This is a genomic window from Runella sp. R0.1_18 (assembly GCF_057652155.1).
The window spans coordinates 373,194-393,595 of sequence record NZ_JBYFCK010000002.1; the positions used below are offsets into that span (position 1 = coordinate 373,194).

14 protein-coding genes are annotated in these 20,402 nt (G+C 45.0%); 7 read left to right on the top strand and 7 right to left on the bottom strand.

Annotation, left to right across the window (positions count from 1 at the left end; genetic code table 11):
- The first annotated feature begins 20 nt into the window (after window positions 1-20).
- The 5 genes from AC23P2_RS04380 to AC23P2_RS04400 all read left to right on the top strand — a co-directional run bounded on the left by AC23P2_RS04380 (window position 21) and on the right by AC23P2_RS04400 (window position 4,186).
- A complete protein-coding gene (locus AC23P2_RS04380; protein ID WP_487772069.1) occupies window positions 21-1,520 on the top strand; it encodes a CotH kinase family protein in 1,500 nt (499 codons plus the stop codon).
- Between the two features lie 8 nt (window positions 1,521-1,528).
- The gene (locus tag AC23P2_RS04385) at window positions 1,529-2,011 is read left to right on the top strand and encodes a hypothetical protein (protein ID WP_487772070.1); all 483 of its coding nucleotides are present in this window, start codon (window positions 1,529-1,531) and stop codon (window positions 2,009-2,011) included.
- A complete protein-coding gene (locus AC23P2_RS04390) occupies window positions 1,959-2,795 on the top strand; it encodes a polyphosphate polymerase domain-containing protein (RefSeq protein ID WP_487772071.1) in 837 nt (278 codons plus the stop codon). Before AC23P2_RS04385 ends, AC23P2_RS04390 begins: the two co-directional genes overlap by 53 nt.
- Entirely contained in the window at window positions 2,764-3,426 is a 663-nt protein-coding gene (locus AC23P2_RS04395; protein ID WP_472489802.1) for a DUF4956 domain-containing protein, read from the top strand. The genes AC23P2_RS04390 and AC23P2_RS04395 overlap by 32 nt, the downstream gene beginning before the upstream one ends.
- Window positions 3,427-3,526: 100 nt before the next feature.
- Window positions 3,527-4,186, top strand: a complete 660-nt coding sequence (locus AC23P2_RS04400; protein WP_487772072.1) for a DUF2490 domain-containing protein — start codon at window positions 3,527-3,529, stop codon at window positions 4,184-4,186.
- 35 nt (window positions 4,187-4,221) lie between these two features.
- On the opposite strand, the gene AC23P2_RS04405 is transcribed toward AC23P2_RS04400, so the two are convergent.
- On the bottom strand, window positions 4,222-4,998 hold the full coding sequence (locus AC23P2_RS04405; protein WP_487772073.1) for a type III pantothenate kinase: 777 nt from the start codon (window positions 4,996-4,998) through the stop codon (window positions 4,222-4,224).
- Window positions 4,999-5,278: 280 nt separating this feature from the next.
- Here AC23P2_RS04405 and lacZ point away from each other — a divergent pair, with 280 nt between their 5' ends.
- Window positions 5,279-8,662 (top strand): beta-galactosidase, LacZ type, encoded by a 3,384-nt coding sequence (gene lacZ, locus AC23P2_RS04410; protein WP_487772074.1) that lies wholly within the window; start codon window positions 5,279-5,281, stop codon window positions 8,660-8,662.
- 107 nt (window positions 8,663-8,769) lie between these two features.
- Here the strand turns inward: lacZ and AC23P2_RS04415 are convergent, their stop codons facing one another.
- From AC23P2_RS04415 to AC23P2_RS04435, 5 genes are all read right to left on the bottom strand, one after another.
- Window positions 8,770-10,797 carry a CHU_0125 family OmpA-like outer membrane integrity protein gene (locus AC23P2_RS04415; RefSeq protein ID WP_487772075.1) on the bottom strand — a complete coding sequence of 676 codons (2,028 nt, stop codon included), beginning with the start codon at window positions 10,795-10,797 and terminating at the stop codon, window positions 8,770-8,772.
- Window positions 10,798-10,959: 162 nt separating this feature from the next.
- Window positions 10,960-12,381 carry an inorganic phosphate transporter gene (locus AC23P2_RS04420; RefSeq protein WP_487772076.1) on the bottom strand — a complete coding sequence of 474 codons (1,422 nt, stop codon included), beginning with the start codon at window positions 12,379-12,381 and terminating at the stop codon, window positions 10,960-10,962.
- A 21-nt stretch (window positions 12,382-12,402) separates the two neighbouring features.
- A complete protein-coding gene (locus AC23P2_RS04425; protein WP_487772077.1) occupies window positions 12,403-13,215 on the bottom strand; it encodes a DUF2490 domain-containing protein in 813 nt (270 codons plus the stop codon).
- Between the two features lie 598 nt (window positions 13,216-13,813).
- A complete protein-coding gene (locus AC23P2_RS04430) occupies window positions 13,814-15,031 on the bottom strand; it encodes a porin (RefSeq protein WP_487772078.1) in 1,218 nt (405 codons plus the stop codon).
- A gap of 358 nt (window positions 15,032-15,389) precedes the next feature.
- Window positions 15,390-17,828, bottom strand: a complete 2,439-nt coding sequence (locus tag AC23P2_RS04435) for a hypothetical protein (RefSeq protein WP_487772079.1) — start codon at window positions 17,826-17,828, stop codon at window positions 15,390-15,392.
- Between the two features lie 63 nt (window positions 17,829-17,891).
- Between AC23P2_RS04435 and AC23P2_RS04440 the strand changes: the two genes are divergently transcribed.
- Complete coding sequence (locus AC23P2_RS04440) at window positions 17,892-18,863, top strand: aldo/keto reductase (protein WP_487772080.1); 972 nt, start codon at window positions 17,892-17,894, stop codon at window positions 18,861-18,863.
- A gap of 98 nt (window positions 18,864-18,961) precedes the next feature.
- Here the strand turns inward: AC23P2_RS04440 and AC23P2_RS04445 are convergent, their stop codons facing one another.
- The gene (locus AC23P2_RS04445) at window positions 18,962-20,326 is read right to left on the bottom strand and encodes a DUF2254 domain-containing protein (protein WP_487772081.1); all 1,365 of its coding nucleotides are present in this window, start codon (window positions 20,324-20,326) and stop codon (window positions 18,962-18,964) included.
- Between the last annotated feature and the right edge of the window lie 76 nt (window positions 20,327-20,402).

The window sequence follows — 20,402 nt, forward strand, 5'->3', positions numbered from 1 at the left end:
CGTAAACCTAATTGACACCGATGCCTCTAAACTCATATTCTGACACCTCTATGAAGATTGTTCGTTCCACGCTTTTTGTGGCGTTCATGGCCTTTTTTGTTGCTTCTTGCAAAGACAAAGTACAAGAAGTAGCCCCTGGCGATGGTACTGCGGAAGCAACTAATGCCGATTGGACGACTGAGTCGCACAGTGGCGATGGCACTCCGAATTATGACATTGTATTTCCGCAGAGCCAAGTCAATACCCTCGAAATCACAATGACCGCTGCCGATTGGACGGCCATCAAAACAGATATGCAAACCTTGACTGGTACTGCTTTTGGAACGCGTAGCAGTGCACAAGGCGGTGGCGCGCCAGGCGGTGGAAATCCACCCAACGGTGGAAACGGAGGTGCAGCACCAGGTGGCGGAAATGGCGGTGGCCTTGACCTCATTGGTGGCGACCCAATTTATGTAGCTACAACCCTCAAATTCAATGGAAAAACTTGGAATAAGGTAGGCTTGCGACTTAAAGGTAATTCTAGCCTTGCATCCACTTGGGGCGCAGGGATTTATAAACTTCCTTTTCGCCTCAAGTTTGATGAATTTGAGGATAAATATCCCGAAATTAATAACCAGCGTTTATACGGTTTCAAAGAACTGTCGATGTCGCCTGCGTATTCTGACAACTCCATGATTCGTGAAAAAGTAGTGGCGGATATTTTCCGCATGGGCGGAGTAGCGGCGGCCCGTACGGCTTTTTATAAAGTATATATCAACTTTGGCGAAGGTGCCAAGTACTGTGGCGTATATACCATGGTGGAAATCATCGACGATACGATGGTTAAAGATCAGTTTGGGGAGAAAAAAGGGAATATTTACAAGCCTGAATCAACGTTTCAGTCGTTTGTTCAATCACAATTTGAAAAGAAAAACAACGAGACTGCGGCTGATTACAGCGATGTACAGGCGTTTGTGACTGCTCTTAACAGCACCGATCGCACAACAAACGCCGCTCAGTGGCGCGCCAATCTCGAAAAAACCTTCAATGTTGATAATTACCTAAAGTATTTGGCTATCAATAATACCATTGTCAATTGGGATGCGTACGGTGCAATGGCGCACAATTATTACTTGTATAATTCGCCTACCAACAAACTCACGTGGATTCCTTGGGATCATAATATGTCGATGACTAGCTCGGCAACGGGTGGAGGAATGAGCCGTTCGGCGGTATCATTGGCCATGACGGAGGTGGGCACAGGTTGGCCACTGATTCGCAACGTTGCGGCCGACCCTGTCTATTATGCCAAGTACAAACAGTACGTGCGCTCCTTTACCGACAACGTATTTACCACCGCAAAAATGAACGAGTTATTTGAAAAATACACCACGCTCATTACGCCTTACGTCACGGGTACTGAAAAAGAGGTTGCCCCGTACACCAATCTCACGAGTACGGCTGCGTTTACTTCCTCCTTGGCCGAATTGAAGCAGCATGTTATCACTAGAAATCAGGCGGTTAATGACTTTCTCAAATAAAATAGTATATGTCGAACAGTAGCATCTTTGTTGCCTTATTAAGCATATCTGTCAGCTGGGCACAAAGCAAAAAAGAAATAAAAAAGTACGACCTCGTTACGGCTACCGAAACCATCACCGAAGTCGTTGATGGAAAGGAGATTACCCGAAACGATTCGTACAAAAAATTTGACAAAGACGGCAACGTCGTCGAAGAGGTCAAGTACGATAATTATGGCAAAGTGGAAGAGCGCATCGTACGGATTTTTGACAAATTCGATAATAAAACGCAGGAAATCACCTTCGATGCTACCAATCGCCAACTCAAACGAGAAGTATATCAATACGACGAATTAGGCGAAAAAGTCGAAGAGTCAGAATTCAATTCAAAAAATCAACTGGTCAGTCGTTCGGTTTTCACTAACGACCGACGGGGCTTAAAATCGGAGAAAAAAACGTATGACGGCAAAGGCAAACTTATTCAAACTAAAAAATACCGCTACGACGACTGAGGAGTTGTTTGAGATAATCAACCAACAAGCGAATGAGTTTGAACCGATTACGTTGGCCGAAATGGACAGCGTAAAGCTTATGAACCGCACCGATGCGAAATTTTTGATTCCGTTGGGGATGTTTTCATTGATTTTGAGTGATTTACAGCCGCATTACCGAATTCTTGAAGTAAACGGGATGCGGTTAGCCGACTACGAAACGCTCTATTTCGACACTGAGTCGCTTCAACTTTACCACGAGCATCAGTCGGGGAGGCTCAACCGCTACAAGATTCGCCAGCGAAACTACGTGCAGTCAAACCTCATTTTTACGGAAGTTAAGTTTAAGAATAACAAAGGACGAACCATTAAAACACGGGTGCGCCAACAACAACTTCCTGGCGAAACGATGGAAGAAAATGTTTGTGGTTTCTTACAACGCCAAACGCCGTTTACTGCTACTGACTTACAACCCGTTTTGTGGGTGGACTATACCCGCGTGACGCTCGTGAGCAGAACCACCGCCGAACGGCTCACATTGGACTTAAACCTGACATTTCGGAACGAAAAGACGGTAAAAAATTACGCTCCCGTAGTAGTAGCCGAAGTAAAACAAGAGTCGCTCAAGCATTCGTTTTTCTTAGATCTGATGAAAAAGTATAAACTTAGAGAGGGGTCGATTAGCAAGTATTGCTTGGGCATTATCAGCCTTTACAACCACGTAAAGCACAATCGGTTTAAATTAAAACTCAATTATTTACATAAAATAGCGTATGCTTTTTCTCCAAGAACTCACCACGCCTGATACTTTTGAGTGGTTTAATAAACTACCCGAAAAGTTTTTTGTACGCTTGCTCGTCGATGTACTCACGACAACCATCCTCGTACGCCTCATTTACTACCGCATCTACCGTCGCACCGACTTATTTTTGACATTTTTTGGGTTCAACTTTGTAATTTTTCTCATCACGTACCTTCTCAACAAGGTACAGATGTCGATGGGAGCGGCTTTTGGGCTTTTTGCGGTCTTTTCGATGCTACGCTACCGCACCGAAGGGCTGTCGGCCAAAGACATGACTTACCTATTTATTGTGATTTCGGTGGGGTTGATTTCGGCCATTATCAAAGGAAGCTGGGACGAATTGGGGCTTGTTAACGGAATGATTTTATTGGTCGTGTGGCTTTTGGAAGGAAATTTGCTAGTGAAAAGAGAGTTGACCAAAAACATCCAATACGACCGCATTGAGCTGATTACACCCGAGCGCCGAGAGGAATTGTTAGAAGATTTACGGGTACGGACAGGTCTTGCGGTGCATCGGGTAGAGGTACAAACCATGGATTTTTTGAAAGATTCGGCGCTCATTATGATTTTTTATTATCAAGGAACGGCGATAAAAAGTCAGGTGACTGTCTCCTCTTTACAAGAAGTAAATTAAACGTGCTAAGGGTTGCTCACAACCCGACCGAGGACGAACAAAGGGCAACCCGAAACAGGAAACCGTAAACCCGAAATTAAAAACAGGAAACCGTCAAAAAATGAAAAAAATAGGAATCGCAGCCTTGTTAGCTTTACCGTTTTTGGGACAAGCTCAAGCAACGGACATTGGTTTGTGGTCGGGGGTGGGCGTGGAAAAAAAAATTACCAAATCGCTTTCTGTCAATCTCAATACCCAATTACGTTTTACGGATAACCTTTCAATTTTGAGGGTCTATCTCGGCGAAGCAGGCGTATCGTATAAACTTAACAAACGGTGGGAGGTAAGCGGGTATTACCGTTTTATTGGCCGTCGTAAACGAAACGATGATAAAACAGGCTACGAATACCGCCCTTATCACCGTTTTTATGCCGATATAGCCTACGACCGTAAAATCTGGAAGTTGAAGTTTGATTACCGTTTACGGTACCAGAACCAATTTATGGACGATGATAGCGGCCTCGAAAACGATAAAAGCTATGTGCGCAACAAATTTGAGGTGTCCTACCCCAACAAATCGCGCTTTACCCCTTACGTTTCTACTGACTTTTTTTATCAGCTAGGCGGATTAGGTTTTGACCAAATGCGAAACAAAGGCGGCATTGAGATTGAAATCAATAAACGCAACAAAATTGATATTTCTGGTTTTACCGATTACAAGCTTCAAGGTAGCCAGGAGAATCGTTTTTTGATTGGGGTTTCGTATAAATTGAAACTTTAGGAAGGTGCGAGGCTTCGCCTCGCACCTTCCACATATTAGTTAGTAAGCCCTGATACGCGCTCTCCAATGATGCGCAGGCCGTCGAGGGTAAGACTTCGATTGACTTCTACAAACTCCCCATGAAGGGTATCAATAATCGACGAAAGGCCGCCCGTTGCTAGGGCGATACAGTCGCCGTCGAGCTCCCGCCGAATCCGCGTAATCATTCCGCGTACCAAGCTCTCATAGCCAAGCAATATCCCCGCCTGAATCGCGTGCGTGGTGTTTTTACCAATGGCTGACTCGGGGAGTTTCAAAGGGACTTCGGGCAACTGAGCGGTGTTTGAAAACAAGGCTTTTACGGCCGTTTTAAGGCCTGGTGCAATGGCCACGCCCAAAATTCGCCCATCGCCCGAGACGGTTGTAAACGTAAGCGCTGTCCCAAAATCTACCACCACCGCATTGCGTCCGTATTTGGTATAGGCCGCGACCGCGTTGGCCACCAAGTCGCTTCCTATCTCGTGCGGATGATCAATTTCTACTTTTAGCCCAGGATACACCTCTGGCCCAACGACCACAGGCGGCATCCCAAAAAGCCCCAACAACATGGTGCGCAAAACGGGCGTCAACGGTGGTACGACACTGCTCAACACCGTCGTTTGTACGTCCGAAATCAACAAATTTGCCTCCAAAAAATGAAGGCGAAGTTTGGTTTCGTAGTGAGGTGCTCCTTCATCGGTGAGCGAACGAACCCGAAAAATATGCGTCCATTCATCGTTTTGCCATACGCCAAAAACGGTGTCAGTATTGCCTACATCAACGGCTAAAAGCATGATACATTTGAGGTTAGAATGATTGAAATTTGCGAGTTGGTTCCATTCAAGAAAGCAGGTAGGGTAAAACGAGTACCCAATATTTATGCCTCTTTTTTCGTTTTATTCTTATTGGTTCTGCCCAAAGAGCCTTTATTTTGTAAATTATTCATTAACCAATGATGACGCTACTCCTTTTTTTAGAAAAAACAAAGCACTGATAATCAGTTATTTTTACCTAAAATAAGGTTTTTGATTTTATTCTTTACTAGCGTTTCTTGAATCTAACCGCTTTTGATTTATGCGCAAATTAAGCGTTTTTTTATCCTTGTTCGTTCCTTGTATTGGATTTGCCCAAGATTTACCCGACTGGGAAAACCCGGCTGTCATTAGTAGAAATACCGAACGTCCTCATACAACGATTGTTCCTTTCAGCGATGAAGCCTCCGCACTAAAATTTGACCGTGCGGCTTCTCCTTACGTTAAATCGCTCAACGGTACGTGGAAATTCAAATGGGTATCGCATCCTTCAAAAGTTCCTGGCGATTTTTTCCAACAAAATGTCAATACTTCTACTTGGGACGATTTGCCCGTCCCGTCCAATTGGCAAGTAGTGGGCGCCCGAGAAGGTCGTCCTTACGACCGCCCTATTTTTTCCAACATCAAGCATCCGTTCCCTGCCTCTCCGCCACGCATCACCAGCGATACCAACGCCGTAGGGTTGTACCGCACCCAATTTAGCCTTCCCGCCAACTGGCAAGGCCGCGACGTTTTCTTGCATTTTGCAGGGGTTCAGTCGGCTTGTTACGTTTGGGTCAACGGCCTTCAGGTAGGGTATCACGAAGACGGAATGACGCCCGCTGAGTTTAATGTCACCAAATACCTACGCGGCGGCGACAATCAGCTGACGGTTCAGGTCATCAACTGGTCGGACGGTAGCTACCTCGAAGACCAAGATTTTTGGCGCATATCGGGTATCTTTCGTGATGTTTATCTCTACACTACACCTACGATTCACATTCGCGATTACTACGTAGTGACTGATTTGGACGATAACTACCAAAATGCGACCCTAAAAGTGGCGGCTTTTGTCAAAAATTTTTCGTCGCAAGTGCAAGATAAGTACCAAGTTAAGTTTAAACTTTACGACCCTTCTGGCCGCCTTGTACAGGACGATTTGGTAAGAAACGTACCAATGATGGACCCGAAAGACGAATCGTACCTGAACTTAAACGTACCTATTACTTCCCCCGCTTTGTGGAGTGCCGAGGTGCCCAATCTTTACAAATTACTCATTCAAGTGATAGACGGCGAAGGGCGTACCGCCGAAGTGCTAAGTACCCGCGTTGGTTTCCGTGAAGTGAATCTACGCAATGGTCAGCTATTGGTCAATGGCAAAGCGGTAAAATTCAAGGGAGTCAATCGCCATGAGTTTGACCCAAACACAGGCCGCGTCATTAGTCGTGAGTCGATGATTAAAGACATTGTGTTGATGAAACAGCATAACATCAACGCTGTACGTAGCTCGCATTATCCCAACGACCCACTCTGGTACGACCTGTGCGACGAATACGGCCTGTACGTCATCGACGAAGCCAACATCGAAAGCCACGAACTATGGCAACAAAAAGGAATTGTTTTGGCAGCCAATGCCGACTGGAAAGATGCGTTTTTAGCCCGTGGGAAAGCCATGGTAGAACGCGATAAAAACCACCCTTCGATTGTCATCTGGTCGTTGGGAAATGAATCAGGTATGGGTGGAAATTTTGACAGCATGGCCGAAATCATCCGCCTCATCGACCCTACCCGCCCACTGCATTATGAAGGACGCTCCAATTACCCCAAAACCTTTGAAGATGTGGAGCAGCCCGTGACGAAATACGACATCAATGGCACGATGTATCCTTCGGTCAAAGTGATGGAGGCCATGGCCAAGAAAGACCCCAATCGCCCGTTGATTATCTGCGAATACGCGCACTCAATGGGAAATAGCGTGGGGAATTTAAGTGATTATTGGGAACTGATTGATAAAAACCCTCGTATGCAAGGTGGTTTTTTGTGGGATTGGGTAGACCAAGGTTTAACCCTCAAAGACAAAGCAGGCAATTGGTACATCGACCACGTTAACCGCATTGATGGCGCCAACGCAGGCGACGGTTTGGTCAATCCTGACCGTACCCCTCAGCCTGAAATCAACGAGGTAAAACACGTATATCAATACATCAAGTTTTCACCAAAAGATACGCTTTCGGCCCAAAATCAAGCCATTACGCTTCAAAACACCTACAATTTCTTGAGCTTAAAGCCTTTCAAATTGACGTGGCAGCTTCTCGAAAATGGCAAAGTTGTACAGCAAGGCGACCTCAACGACCTCAATGCTGCCCCTGGCGCCAACCAATCGCTTTCTGTTCCATTTTCTATGCCGACTTCAGGGGCAGAATATTTCTTGAACTTGAGCATTCAACTCAAAGAAAACACCCCGTGGGCGCAGGCAGGACACGAAGTGGCTTTTGAACAACTTTATATCAAAAATAGCTACCCAACGGCCAAAACGGTGGTGACGTGGCCAGCTAACGCCACTGTCAAGGTAGGGTTGGTTCGTGGCGGCGGGATTCAGCTAACCAATCCTCAATTCAAAATCATTTTCGACCGCAAAGTGGCGGGTATCAGCTCTTTTATTTACAAAAATCGTGAACTCATCGCCAAACCGCTCCAGCCCAACTTTTGGCGGGTTCCTACCGACAATGACGAAGGTGGAGGAAAAGAATCGTTCGCGGCACGTTGGAGAGCCGCAGGGTTAGACAGCCTTCGCCGTTTAGGAGGGGATATTCGTATTGAGCAAGTAAGCCCTTCTGTCGCAAAAATTCATACCCAAAGTACGTGGGTAGGCCGTGCAGGGGTTAATTTTGTCGTTAAAACGACTTATACCGTCTTTGGTTCGGGAGATATGGACGTGAAAAACACCATTACGGTCAATGGCAACAACGTACCTCCGTTGCCCAAAGTAGGAATGCAAATGCAACTTCCTGCTTCGTTCCGTAACCTTACGTGGTATGGACGTGGGCCGTTTGAAAGCTACCCCGACCGCCTTTCAGCCGCGCGGGTTGGCGAGTATAGCGGTACCATTGCCAGCCAGCATTTCCCGTACATTATGGCGCAAGAAAACGGCAACAAAAGCGATGTTCGCTGGGCGGCAGTGACGGATTCCGTTGGTTTTGGATTGGCAGTGATGGGCGGCCCAACGTTTAATTTTAGCGCCCACGACTATACAGACGCTGACCTACTCGCCACAAAAACTACGCAGCAACTTCCCCACGGGCAAGTAAGTGTATTGAACTTCGACCATAAATTAATGGGGCTAGGTGGTGACGATAGCTGGACGCCACGCACACACGACGAATATCTTTTGACCGATAAAGAATACTCGTATTCGTTCCGTTTGCGGCCATTTGATGCGGCAACTTCATTGAGTGCCATTACCCAATCTGCACTTCCCGAAATGACCGCCCAGTCGCAAGCTGCTTCCGAGTTGGGCGCACCTGCCTCGATTGTCAAAGAAGAATCATCGGGACAGGAAGCACTTGATGCCCAAGAAGCCGCGATTCGCAAAGCAGAAGCACGTAAGTACACCAAGAAAAAAAGCTATCGTAAAAAATCGTCTTCTAAAAAGAAGCGCAGAAGATAGTATGATAGTGGTCGGGTTGCTCACAACACGACGCGCAACAAAAAAGCCCAACTCCGAGGAGTTGGGCTTTTTTGTTGGTTTGCCAATAACAGCTAACCGTTTACTCCTTAGTAACTCAAAATCGTAAACTCAGTACGGCGGTTCTTTTGGTGTTCTTCTTCGGTTTGTGCTTTCTTGATAATCAAGCGCGTTTCACCGTATCCTTTGGCCACCAATCGGTCTTTTTCAATGCCTTTTAACACAATATAATCAACGGCCGACTGCGCACGATTTTGTGAAAGTTTATTGTTGTACGCATCCGACGAACGGTCGTCGGTATGTGAACTCAATTCAATTTTTACCGTTGGGTTATCTTTCAAAATCTGAACCAGCTTATCAAGCTCTACGGCCGCATCGGCGCGGATGTTGAACTTATCCAAGTCATAGTAAATATTTTCGAGTACAAACGTCTTGTTTAGCGCCAAACGGTCGAGTTTGAAAGCCACGTAAAACGTCGTATCCATCGTTAGTTTTTTACGGAAAATCTGCGGGATGGCTTTTCCAGCCATCGAGAAAGCATCGCGTTTTGTAATATAACCTTTACGTTCAATCAAAAGCGTATAATCTTTTCCTTCTTCCAAGGGGAACGTTCCAAAAATACCTCCTTCGCGACTGATTCCTTGTCCTACCAAGCTATCCGAGCTTACTTCGTACATCTTCACCACTGCCGAATCGAGCGTTGCGGCAGGCGTATCGTTTGAACTCACAGTACCTGCTAGGAAATAATTGACGATTTTGGGAGGTTCTGGTTTACCAACGGTACGGCGGCGCGGGTCATCAATCGGCAATTTTTCCAATTCGGCCAACTGCGTCGAATCCAGTCCTACACTTTCATCCTCAAAAAGATAAATGTCATCGTCGCCTTTTCCGCCTGTACGATTAGAAGCAAAAAAGCCAAAACGCATTTCATCATCGACATATACCATTCCAAAATCATCGAAACGGGTATTGATTGGTGGACCAAGGTTTTCGACTGTGATCACCCCCTGCGAACGAGTCGCAACAAATACATCCAACTTTCCTAAACCAGGATGACCATCCGAAGAGAAATAAAGTTTTGAGTCGGGGCCTACGTACGGGAACATTTCATCACCTGGGGTATTGATGTCTTTGCCCATGTTGACGGGTTTGCTAAAGCGGCCCGAGGCGTCCATGTTGGCCCGATAAATATCAATTCCTCCCACTCCCCCTGGGCGATTAGAACAGAAATATAACGTCCGTCCATCGCGCGAAAAAGCAGGGTTAGCATCCCACGAAGCAGAATCACTTACGGGAATCATTCGAGGTTCCGACCATTTGCCACTTACCAAGCGGCTCAAGTACAAATCACAATCAGCCGTTCCTTTTTTGCCCCCCGTGTTGGCGCGCGAAAACACAACGGTCTTACCATCTTTGGTAAAAGTTACATCGGCTTCGTTGACACCCTCCAAGAAAGACGCAGGGCTAAACGGCTCTGCTTCACCTGCGGTTTCGGCATATTCATCGGCCAATTTTACTTTATAAATCCCCAACATCGGCATACCATTTGTTTTGTAAGTGGTAGTCTTCCGAGTAGAGGCAAAAATCAAATTCCCATCTTTTACAAAAGGGGCATACTCCCCGCCTGCGGTATTCAGTTTTTCGAGATTTTGAACGCGATAAAACGTCTTTTTGTCCCGCAAAACGTCAATCGAACGCAGCGTGTATAGCTCCCGATTGGCCTTTTCGACATTTACTTTGTTGGTGGGATTGCTGGCCAAATATTTCTCCAATTGTTTGGCTGCCTCGACATATTCACCCGAGGCTTTGAGCATATACGCGTAGTGGAAAGGAATTTCGGGATCGGGGTTTCCTGCTTCCAGCGCCTTTTTGTAGTACGGTGCGGCTAACTCAAAACGGTTGGACAAACGGTACGATTCGGCCAATAAGTAGTTGGTACGCGAGGGTTCGTAGTTTGCATTTGCAACGGTGCGGAGGTCTTTGATAGCCAACTCATACTCCCCTTTGTCAAACTTAGAAATACCCTCCTTAAACATTGACTGGGTGGAGTTACAAGCCGTGAAGAGGGTCAAGCAACCCACAAAGGCCAAACTGGATATAAAGAAATGCTTTTGCATAAGCGATCGGGACAAAACGTAAGCGGCTAATTTAACGAAATCGTTTTTTTCTGCTAAACTTTAACGCTAAAAGTTGCTGAAATGTTGCATTGGTTCTATATCATAAAAAAACGCTGACAGCTTAAAAATACTGTCAGCGTTCTTTATTATAAGCTATTTAGCCTAGAAAATCCAACGGAAAAAGACATACAAGGTGAATGACAAGAAAATCGACACGGGCAAAGTAAGCACCCACGCCATCAAGATATTACGCACGGTTTTGGCTTGGAGGTTTTTAATCCCTTTGCTGGCCACCATCGTACCTGCAATCCCCGACGAAAGCATGTGGGTAGTACTTACTGGTAAACCTAGGCCCGAAGCAATACCGATACCCATACTTGCCACCAACTCTGCCGAAGCACCTTGGGCGTAAGTCAAGTGTGATTTCCCAATTTTTTCACCAACTGTCACTACGATACGTTTCCATCCTACCATTGTTCCCAATCCCAATGAAAGCGAAATCATTAATACTACCCAAAACGGAGCATAGTCCGTCAGGCGACGAAGCCCTTTTTTCTCGTCGGTATTTTCTTTGATGATTTTTTTATCTTGGTCGCTCATGCTCACCGACTCGCTGTCCATCAGTTTCTTTAAGCTACTGTTAATCACCAAAATATCGCGACGGGCCTCCAAGCGTGCATTGGGTTCAATATGACCCGCCGAGTCCGCAGCACCAATCACTTTCATCAAATCTTCGGTGCTACTATTCACTTTTGCCAAGCGTTTTTTTTCATCAATACCCAAAAGTGTTGTATCAATTTTATTCACAACTTGTTCAATTGCCACCAAGTTATCTTTTACCATGCGTGGGTCAATCTGGTCGTTCAACGAAAAATAAGCAGGTACAACTCCAATCAAAATCAACATTACCAAACCCACTCCTTTTTGTCCGTCGTTGTTTCCGTGAAAAAAGCTCACGCCTGTACAAGTCAAAATCAAAATCGCGCGAATCCAAGTCGGAGGCTCTTGCGTTTTCTTTGGTTCACTAAATACTTGCTCACGGGCTTCTTTATTCAGCGCACGGCGCAAAGCAAACATCAACACAACCGCCAAACTGAAACCCACCAACGGAGAAAGCAACAAAGAAGCGAAGATTTCGGTGGCTTTGGTCCAGTTAACCCCTGCGCCGTCGGTAGCCTCGGGCATCATCGAAAACGCCAAACCAACCCCCAAAATCGACCCAATCAGGGTATGCGAGCTTGAAGCAGGCAATCCAAAATACCAAGTACCAAAGTTCCAGATGATAGCACTTAACAGCAACGCTAACACCATGGCAATGCTATGGTATATATTTTGATCTATCAGTAGCTCCACGGGCAGCAAGTTGACGATACCCATTGCCACGGCAATCCCTCCTAAGATTACCCCTAAGAAGTTACAAAAACCCGACCACACTACCGCCGTTGTTGGCTTGAGTGAGTTGGTATAAATAACAGTAGCTACGGCGTTGGCAGTGTCGTGAAAACCATTCACAAACTCAAATGCACAAGCGCATAAGATACAGATAAACAGGAGGATGAAAATGTCAGTTTCTAAGCCAAACATGATTTTAGAAATAAAAGTGAATTAATGAGCCGCCGTCTTTTTAAAAAGCGACTCCACATTGGAAAGTACAAAATTCAGTTGCAAAATATTATTCAAATCGACGTTGTTCTTGTCGGTATTGTTAAACTTAAAAATGGTTTGCTGCATATACGATGCCTCCACGCTATAATGATGGTTGAGGCGGTAACCAAAACCAACCAACACACGATTTTGGTCAAACAAATGCAGGTTGCCGATATTCTTTCCCATGTTCAAGAAAAGTTCATTGTATGCCTGTGCGTAAAGGGTTTTATCACCCATTTGAGGTTGGTTAAGCGGCAAGGTCAATTTGGCTTGGTAGCGAAAACGCTCACGGTAACTCGTTTCCGAAAAGTCACCGCCATACACAAACGATTTGTCGTTTAGTTCTTGGTTTTTGCCAAGCCAACGAAACTCATAGCGAAAACGGTGGTCAACCCGAAGGCGTCCTAGGTTTTGGGTAAGAATGACTTGCGGCGACACGCGCAACTCCGAGAAAAATGCAAACGGTTTTCCTTCCGCAAAACGATTGGAACCAATCCATCCGAAAGGCATCAACGACACCCTGATATTAGGATTGACTTGGTAATGAATAAACGGACGAAAAACGTGCTGATTGAGGTTATTATAGGGGTTGCCTGTAGTTGTTTCAGACTTATATTCTCCTTGCATGTCCTGACGACGATGCTGGTTTTCTAACTGCCAAGAAAATTTTCCCAAGATTTTTCCTGAGATATTCACATCTGTCCAACCATTCGCAATGTGATAATAGCGTCGTGGGCTTTGTGAGACTGATGGCAAGGAGGTAGAAACCATAATAAGCAAAAGCGCCCCGATAAAATTTAGAATGAAAGTTCTGTTCGGTAAAAAAATGTGTCCTGACGTACAGAACAGCAAACAACGAATTGATGTCATTGAATGATGTGCAAAATTAAGAATGAGAGTGTGTAGTAAGTATGTGTCGAGTATTACCAAATTGTTAAATTCAAGCACAACAAGCTCGAAGTTTCTTACTTAGCAGTCTCTTTTTGAGGGCGATGTCAGAATTTTATTGCGGTCTTTGGTCAATTTTCGGTTCAAAAGTGGTGTCAGTGCGGGGATGTTGTAAAATTTCATTTGTTACCAAATCATTAATTTTGTGTTAATTTTTCAAAGGTCAGGTTTTCAGCGAGTTGTATTTACTTTGAGACACTTCTCCCGAACTATTTTCTAAAAAAAATGGTACAAGAAACCCGAACTATCCACAAAATTATTGATTATCAATATTTTAACAAACAAAAAAGCACAAAAAGGGAGGATGTTATTTCCCTTTTTGTGCCACTGAGAAAAAAGCATAGATGAAAGCTTAACCTAAAAAAGTGATGGGGCTAAAACGCGACGCACCTTCTAATGTTAAGAAATTGTTACGTAATGGCTAAAAGTTAAACTGTGCCTGAAGCCGCAACAAGCTTCCTTTCTGATGATTTTGGGGTAATTTACTGTCTTCAAATACGCGATCTGATATGGTATAAAGCGCCGTTAGCTCAAAATAGTCTTTCCATTGCCACTCGACTCCCAACTCTATGTCATTTACGATATAGCGGCGGGCATCTATTTCTTGTTTTTTCCCGCCATGGTAATATTGGTACTTCGCAAAAGGCATCAACTGATGATTCAGGCTCTTATAACGGTACATCACTTGGGCGTACCCTCCCCAAAGTTTTTTCTGTTGGGTAGTCATCGTGGCAGGGTCAAACTCTGGCCCGTGGCCTACGTTATATTCTGCCTGAAAACCCAAAGGTTGGGGATATATAATCAACGAAGCTGCTGCTCGGCGGTCATCAAACAACGTCTGCGTACCCTTATTGGCCGCATCTTTTTCTATGGTATATTTTCCTGTATATCCTTGAATACTAGCCTCTGCATATTGGCCATTTTTAAATACAAAAGGATAAGATAAGCGAGCGACAAAATGAGAGTTATTGTTGACTTCAGCTTTGTTGGCAGTCTGACCATTATAAACTCCTAGCCCCAAAACACCATAATCGCCACTCCCTTTTAAGCCTGATTTTACCAAAAAAGCAAAACGTTCTCGTATGTTGGCTTTGGCCCAGTAAAACATCACCCCCAAATCGCGTTCGTTGGCAACTGAACTATTGAGGGCATCTACCCGGTCGAGCGAAAGGCGATTTTGCGAAGATTGCATGTTCTCAAATCCGTAGGGAACCTTGCTTTGACCCACCCGAAAACGAAATTCTTTTTTGGAATCAACCGCCAAATCAAAATACGCGTCCCGAATCTGAAAACTGTGTTGAAACGAATTACTGACGTTGGAAGCAAAATCTGGTTGCACGTAGATGTACAAACGGTCGGAAACATCTCCCGAAAAAATGAGCCGCCCACGGCGCACAAAAAAGCCGCCGTTCTCGCCCCACGACCTGTCGCACTGTTCACATTTGAGCTTGGCATTGGTTTCAAAGAGGCGATTATAACGGACTTGTGCATACCCGCGAAGGCTAATGCGTTCAAACCATTTTTTTGCTAAATCTAGTTTGAGCCCTGTACTTTCTTTGGGCTTTTCTACCTGAGCATAAGACGATTGGCCAAGGCATAGCCCCACCAAGAAAGCAGCGCTTCCTAAGTACTTTTTCATTTCCAGATGTCAGAGTTGTATTGATGTCTTGGGTTAATTGTCGCTGCAAAATTACTGTTTCCCAAATGTTGCTACATTATTAAGTTTGTTACCAAATCATTAATTTTATATTATGTTTTGTAGCAATTCACCGTACATTTTGCTGTGATTTTGGGGAGTCGTTTAGCGTAGAATATGTCTTCAAAAAGCGTAGAACCAAGAAAACAACACACTAATTATCAAACAATTACACCTAAAAAAGACAAAAGAATATTTCTTTATCGGGAGAAAAAATAATTTTAGAAATAGTGCATATCAGTAAAAAACAAAGAAAAATCTCCAGTGATAGGCGTATGCCAATTGTTAATAAATTGTTATGTTACTTATTTTTTCGTCTTACTTTTCTGCGCCAATCCATGTCATACTTGAGTCGGATTTCGCCGTGTTCTTCCACCGCCCGAATCAGCAAATTATTTCCATCCAGGGTTTCAAGTTCCTCTTCTTCAGGGTTACGCTTGAGGTTGTTTAAAGGAATATGTACCAACAAATCGGTTTTATCTCCGAAACTGTACGTTCCTCCTACAAAAAAGGTCAATACGCTTGACGCCACTTTCATTTGATTCATCGACAACTCTTGTCCCCGAAGTACAAAATCATTTTTAAGTCCCTCAAACTGAATTTGTTGAAAATTACGACGCTTAAAAAGCACTTTTTGAATCCGTAGCAGTGGTTTAAACTGATTAAGCTGACCATTCATTAGCTTGAAACTCAATTGGCCGTTCATCGTCTGCGGCAATAACTGAAATTCCTTGTCTAATTGGCTACTATACGTAAACGCCGTACTCAGTGTTCCGCTCAAGTTTTGGTCAGAAATGGTCTGTTGCCCAAAATTTTCAAACGCATAAAACACCTTTTTCACGTCGGCATTGGCCACATTTCCTTTGGCATACAACCGATGGGTCGGCAAATCGAACTGCTCAATACCGCCTGTCACCCGAAAATCACCTCCAAAAGCGTGCATTTTTACGTCTTCACAGCGAATAGCTTGGCGCGTCATATAAACCCTTCCGCTCACTCCCTGCGCCACAAATTTGCGATAATGCACCCGTCGAGCAGCCAAATGAACCTTTAAATCTAGGTTCTGAATAAACTTTGATGTAATATCAGTCAATTGCTTTTTGGTCATTTTTTGAGGAGTAGGGCGGTAATTTCGTATCCAATCCAAGCCCAAATCAGGTGCAAAAATGGAGACATTTGCCTTAACCGAAGCCGTTGTCCCAAAGGCATAGGGAGTTAGACCGATTACATTGCCACTGACACGAACTTGGTTTTTTTGGTGATATACGTGTAAGTACGTTAGGTCAGCTTTGTCTTCGGCAAACCGCACAAAACCATCCACGCGCTGAATATCTATTTGTTGGGGTGTGTATAAAAACGCCACTTTTTCTAGCTTGGCATTTCCGTCAAGTTTGCCGTTTAGGCGGTTGGTTTTGGGGTCAAAAATGGGAGAGATTCTACCTTTATAACAAAAATTCACGACGACATTCCCCGATTTAGGCTGAACCTGATTGGGATCAAAAAGCGCCTTGCACCGAGCTACATTGGCTTTGGTATTACCCTCCATGTACAAAAATGGGTCATCAAAATCAGTAATGGAAAACGACAAATTCATGGGAATAACGCCGTACAGCAGCCCACTCACCTGGGGGGCAACCAGACGAGAGTTCTGATTGCTAACGGGCAACGACGTATCGGCGCGGTTGGTAAAATGGGCGCGTCCCAGTGTCTGCGAAAGTGGCCCAATCGCACTTTTGTACAAAAACGTTTGGGTCTGCACTTCTACTTCAATATGAGGGTCGGCGCCAGTTCTTAATGGCCCATCGACACTCACTTCGGCTTTGACGACGGGCAGCACCTTATGTTTGGCAATGCGTTTGGCCAATCGTCGCGGTAAAATCGACAAAGCTCTTGGCGCGGCAATGGTGTCGGTGGTGACAAACAATTGTACCCGACCTTCGTCTTTAAAATCAAAACTGCCCCGTAATCGAAACTTATCTTGCTCAACAAACACCTCAGAAGGGTCAATACCTACGCGTCGGTGAAGGTCGTACGACAAATGTAAATCGAGCTCTGTTGCTTTATTTTCCAAAAACCCTCCCCGATTCAGGTTAAAAGTTAGCTGGTGAAACTGCGTTTTTCCCCGCAGGTGTACCCACAAACAGGTATCGGTGCGTTTGAGGTCATTGGTTATTTTTTCCAAACAAAAATGAATATCTTTTCCTTTCAACGAATCTTGCAAATGCACCTCCATTTCCTTCATCTTTACTTGACGAAGACTTTTGAGTAGCCCTTTACCCAACGAGCCCTCCGCGCTGGTGGTTGTATCTTGGGTCGATGAAGAGTCTTTGAGAGCAACTGCCTGCAAATTGCTGTACCCGTTTTTGTCCACAAAAACCGTCAGTTTTCCTTTGTCAACCGTCACTGAATTGATTTGTAATTGCTTACGAAGCAGTTGTCGCAGGTCGATATGAACCGTCAGTCGTTCCAGCGCCAATAGCTCTTTGTGGTGAATTGCATAAGCACTGTCGCGCAAATGAATGTCAAAAAGCGTAAACGACAAGCCAAAACCGCCCGCAAAAGGAGTAAAATCAAGTTTACGGGCCGTCACTGTCCCACGGATGCGGGCATTGGTCTCTTTGAGTAAGTATTGAAATACATCGTCACGGTACTGGTATGCCCACGTCAGAGCACCGCCTGCGAGTATCGCAACACTACCCAAAATGTAAAGCCCTATTTTAAGAAATTTCGGAAACGGCATGACTGTTGGAAAGTAACATGACAATATACACTACTTTTAGCTGAAAAAATCGTACCAATACAAATGCAATACCGAAGATTTGGAAGAACCGATTGGCAAGTAAGCGAAATCGGCTACGGAATGTGGGGCTTGGCAGGCTGGACTGGCTCCGAAGAAAACGAATACACCACCGCCCTCGACCGCTCGGTGGAATTGGGCTGCAACTTTTTTGACACAGCATGGGGCTACGGCGCAGGACAAAGCGAACAGGTACTTGGCCAACTCGTGAAACGTCACGCCGACAAGCGATTGTACGTAGCTACCAAAATCCCTCCCAAGAATTTCAAATGGCCGTCGAAACCCGAATACACGCTCGAAGAATGTTTTCCTGCGTCGCACATTGTGGAATACACCGAAAAAAGCCTCAAAAATCTCGGCGTTGAAACCATTGATTTACAACAATTTCACGTATGGGAAGACCAATGGGCACAGCACGAAGAATGGCAAAAGGCGATTGAACAACTCACGCGTGAAGGCAAAGTACAGCATTGGGGCATCAGCGTCAACCGCTGGGAACCCGATAATGTATTGAACACGCTCCGCACTGGCTTGATTTCGGCCGTTCAGGTCATTTATAATATTTTCGACCAAGCGCCCGAAGACAATCTTTTTCCACTCTGCCGTGCGTTGGATGTGGCTGTGATTGCACGCGTGCCATTTGATGAAGGAACGCTCACAGGGACGTTTACCAAAGAAACGACTTTCCCCGAAAACGATTGGCGTAGTACGTATTTTGTGCCCGAAAATTTAATTTCAAGCGTAGAACATGCCGACGCCTTACGGCCGCTAATTCCTGGTGGCATGAATATGCCAGAAATGGCGTTACGGTTCATTTTAAACAACTCGGACGTGGCAACAACCATTCCTGGGATGCGAAAAATCAGAAACGTCGAGGCCAACATCGCCACTTCGGACGGTCAAGAACTATCCGCCGACCTGCTCAACGCCCTCAAAGGCCACCGCTGGGACCGCACTCCTACCAGTTGGAGCCAATAAATGTGTTGGGGGTTGCTCACAACCCGAATGTCGAATGCAGAGTGCAGAATGTCGAATAAAAATACCCCATTCGACATTCCATTCTGCACTCGACATTCTCATTCATAGCATTTTGCTACTGCTTTCAATGAACGATGGAATTGTTCTTGTTTCCTAGAAAGTACCACCGAAGTAGGTATTTTTTCACCGATTGCTTCCAGAGCCCCTTCGTAAAATTCAGCCAAATGATCGCGGAGGCTATTGCGGTGTTCTTTTCGGGGGAAAGTCGCCCTTAACTTATCTTTCTGTTGTTCATCATGAAGGTACTGTAATTCAAAATCTTCTACCTGTCGAAATAACACATTTAACTTGTCTTCCGAAGGCATAAAAGGTAGTAAATTCGTGATGGTTTTCAGTAAATGCCGTACTACGATATAATCTTCCTTTCCCCAAAAATAGATTTGGTCAAACGCCAAATCCACCAATTGCTCAAAGTTAAACTCCCGTAGGTGAATGTTCTTTTGGGCCAACAGCTTGGCCTCCCGCGAATTTGCTTCGCTTTGAGCTGCCCGTTGGATAATCGAACCAAGGTAGTCGATACAATTGAGTGCCGTCGTTGGGTCATTGACTGCGGGCGAAATAGCTTTGATGGCAATGTCCACCAATTGCCTGATGCCAAACGGAATATCCTGTTTATAACTTCGGAACTTATCAATGACAAAACAGCCTTGGATCGGCTTAGTCAGTTGTGCGTAAAAATCGCGCATCGCGGGCGGGCAATCAATATCCGCAAGCACACCTCCTTTAATCACAAAACTCCCAATGTGTGGTCGAACGGTCATTTTTACCTCTTTTTCCGATGGAAACAGTGCCTCCAATACCTCGTAGCGAATGGAATCCAAATAACCACTTACGGGGGCTAAGACTCGTACCATTCCCGTCTCCACTTCGGTAGGCGATAGCGGCTCATACAATTCATCAATTTCTTCAATGGTGCGACGAGCAATATTTTGGGTAATGCTGGAGGCATTGATATTGCCAACAATGTGGTGAATAAACAAAGGGAATACCATCAAAATCAGGTAAAAACTACCCACAATGCCAAATTTGGGATAAATGAGTGACGCCTCCGACCAGCCGAAATACTGAAGCCCCATCAAGTACCCTACGCAGGCCAAAAACGACCACAAGAAAAAACGGCAAAAGTGGTCGTATTCAAAGAAGGAGCGGATAATGCGGGGCGAAAATTGTACTGAAGCCAGCTGCAAAGCCACAAACACAAACGAGAAGGTGGTCACCACGATGGTTGTCAAAATTCCCGCCAATGCTGTCAGATAGCCATCTAACAATACCCCTTTTTGGCCTGGCTGCCAACCATGTAACCCAATGGTCAGAAGAGCGGTAATGATGTAAGAAGTAAGCGTAAGCCAAATCCAGCTTGATTTGACCTGCTCGTGGAATTTGTACAATCGACGGAAAAGCATTTTGACAAAAAATTACGTTCCGCCAAAATTACCTTTTTTTAAATGTCGAGGGGCGAGTGCAGAATGTCGAATGCCG

What these genes read in the sequence shown, in the direction of transcription:
- AC23P2_RS04380 (WP_487772069.1), top strand. Translation starts at nt 21, where the DNA reads ATGCCTCTAAACTCATATTCTGACACCTCTATGAAGATTGTTCGTTCC.
- AC23P2_RS04385 (WP_487772070.1), top strand. Translation starts at nt 1,529, where the DNA reads ATGTCGAACAGTAGCATCTTTGTTGCCTTATTAAGCATATCTGTCAGC.
- AC23P2_RS04390 (WP_487772071.1), top strand. Translation starts at nt 1,959, where the DNA reads ATGACGGCAAAGGCAAACTTATTCAAACTAAAAAATACCGCTACGACG.
- AC23P2_RS04395 (WP_472489802.1), top strand. Translation starts at nt 2,764, where the DNA reads ATGCTTTTTCTCCAAGAACTCACCACGCCTGATACTTTTGAGTGGTTT.
- AC23P2_RS04400 (WP_487772072.1), top strand. Translation starts at nt 3,527, where the DNA reads ATGAAAAAAATAGGAATCGCAGCCTTGTTAGCTTTACCGTTTTTGGGA.
- AC23P2_RS04405 (WP_487772073.1), bottom strand. Translation starts at nt 4,998, where the DNA reads ATGCTTTTAGCCGTTGATGTAGGCAATACTGACACCGTTTTTGGCGTA.
- lacZ (WP_487772074.1), top strand. Translation starts at nt 5,279, where the DNA reads ATGCGCAAATTAAGCGTTTTTTTATCCTTGTTCGTTCCTTGTATTGGA.
- AC23P2_RS04415 (WP_487772075.1), bottom strand. Translation starts at nt 10,797, where the DNA reads ATGCAAAAGCATTTCTTTATATCCAGTTTGGCCTTTGTGGGTTGCTTG.
- AC23P2_RS04420 (WP_487772076.1), bottom strand. Translation starts at nt 12,381, where the DNA reads ATGTTTGGCTTAGAAACTGACATTTTCATCCTCCTGTTTATCTGTATC.
- AC23P2_RS04425 (WP_487772077.1), bottom strand. Translation starts at nt 13,215, where the DNA reads ATGGTTTCTACCTCCTTGCCATCAGTCTCACAAAGCCCACGACGCTAT.
- AC23P2_RS04430 (WP_487772078.1), bottom strand. Translation starts at nt 15,031, where the DNA reads ATGAAAAAGTACTTAGGAAGCGCTGCTTTCTTGGTGGGGCTATGCCTT.
- AC23P2_RS04435 (WP_487772079.1), bottom strand. Translation starts at nt 17,828, where the DNA reads ATGCCGTTTCCGAAATTTCTTAAAATAGGGCTTTACATTTTGGGTAGT.
- AC23P2_RS04440 (WP_487772080.1), top strand. Translation starts at nt 17,892, where the DNA reads ATGCAATACCGAAGATTTGGAAGAACCGATTGGCAAGTAAGCGAAATC.
- AC23P2_RS04445 (WP_487772081.1), bottom strand. Translation starts at nt 20,326, where the DNA reads ATGCTTTTCCGTCGATTGTACAAATTCCACGAGCAGGTCAAATCAAGC.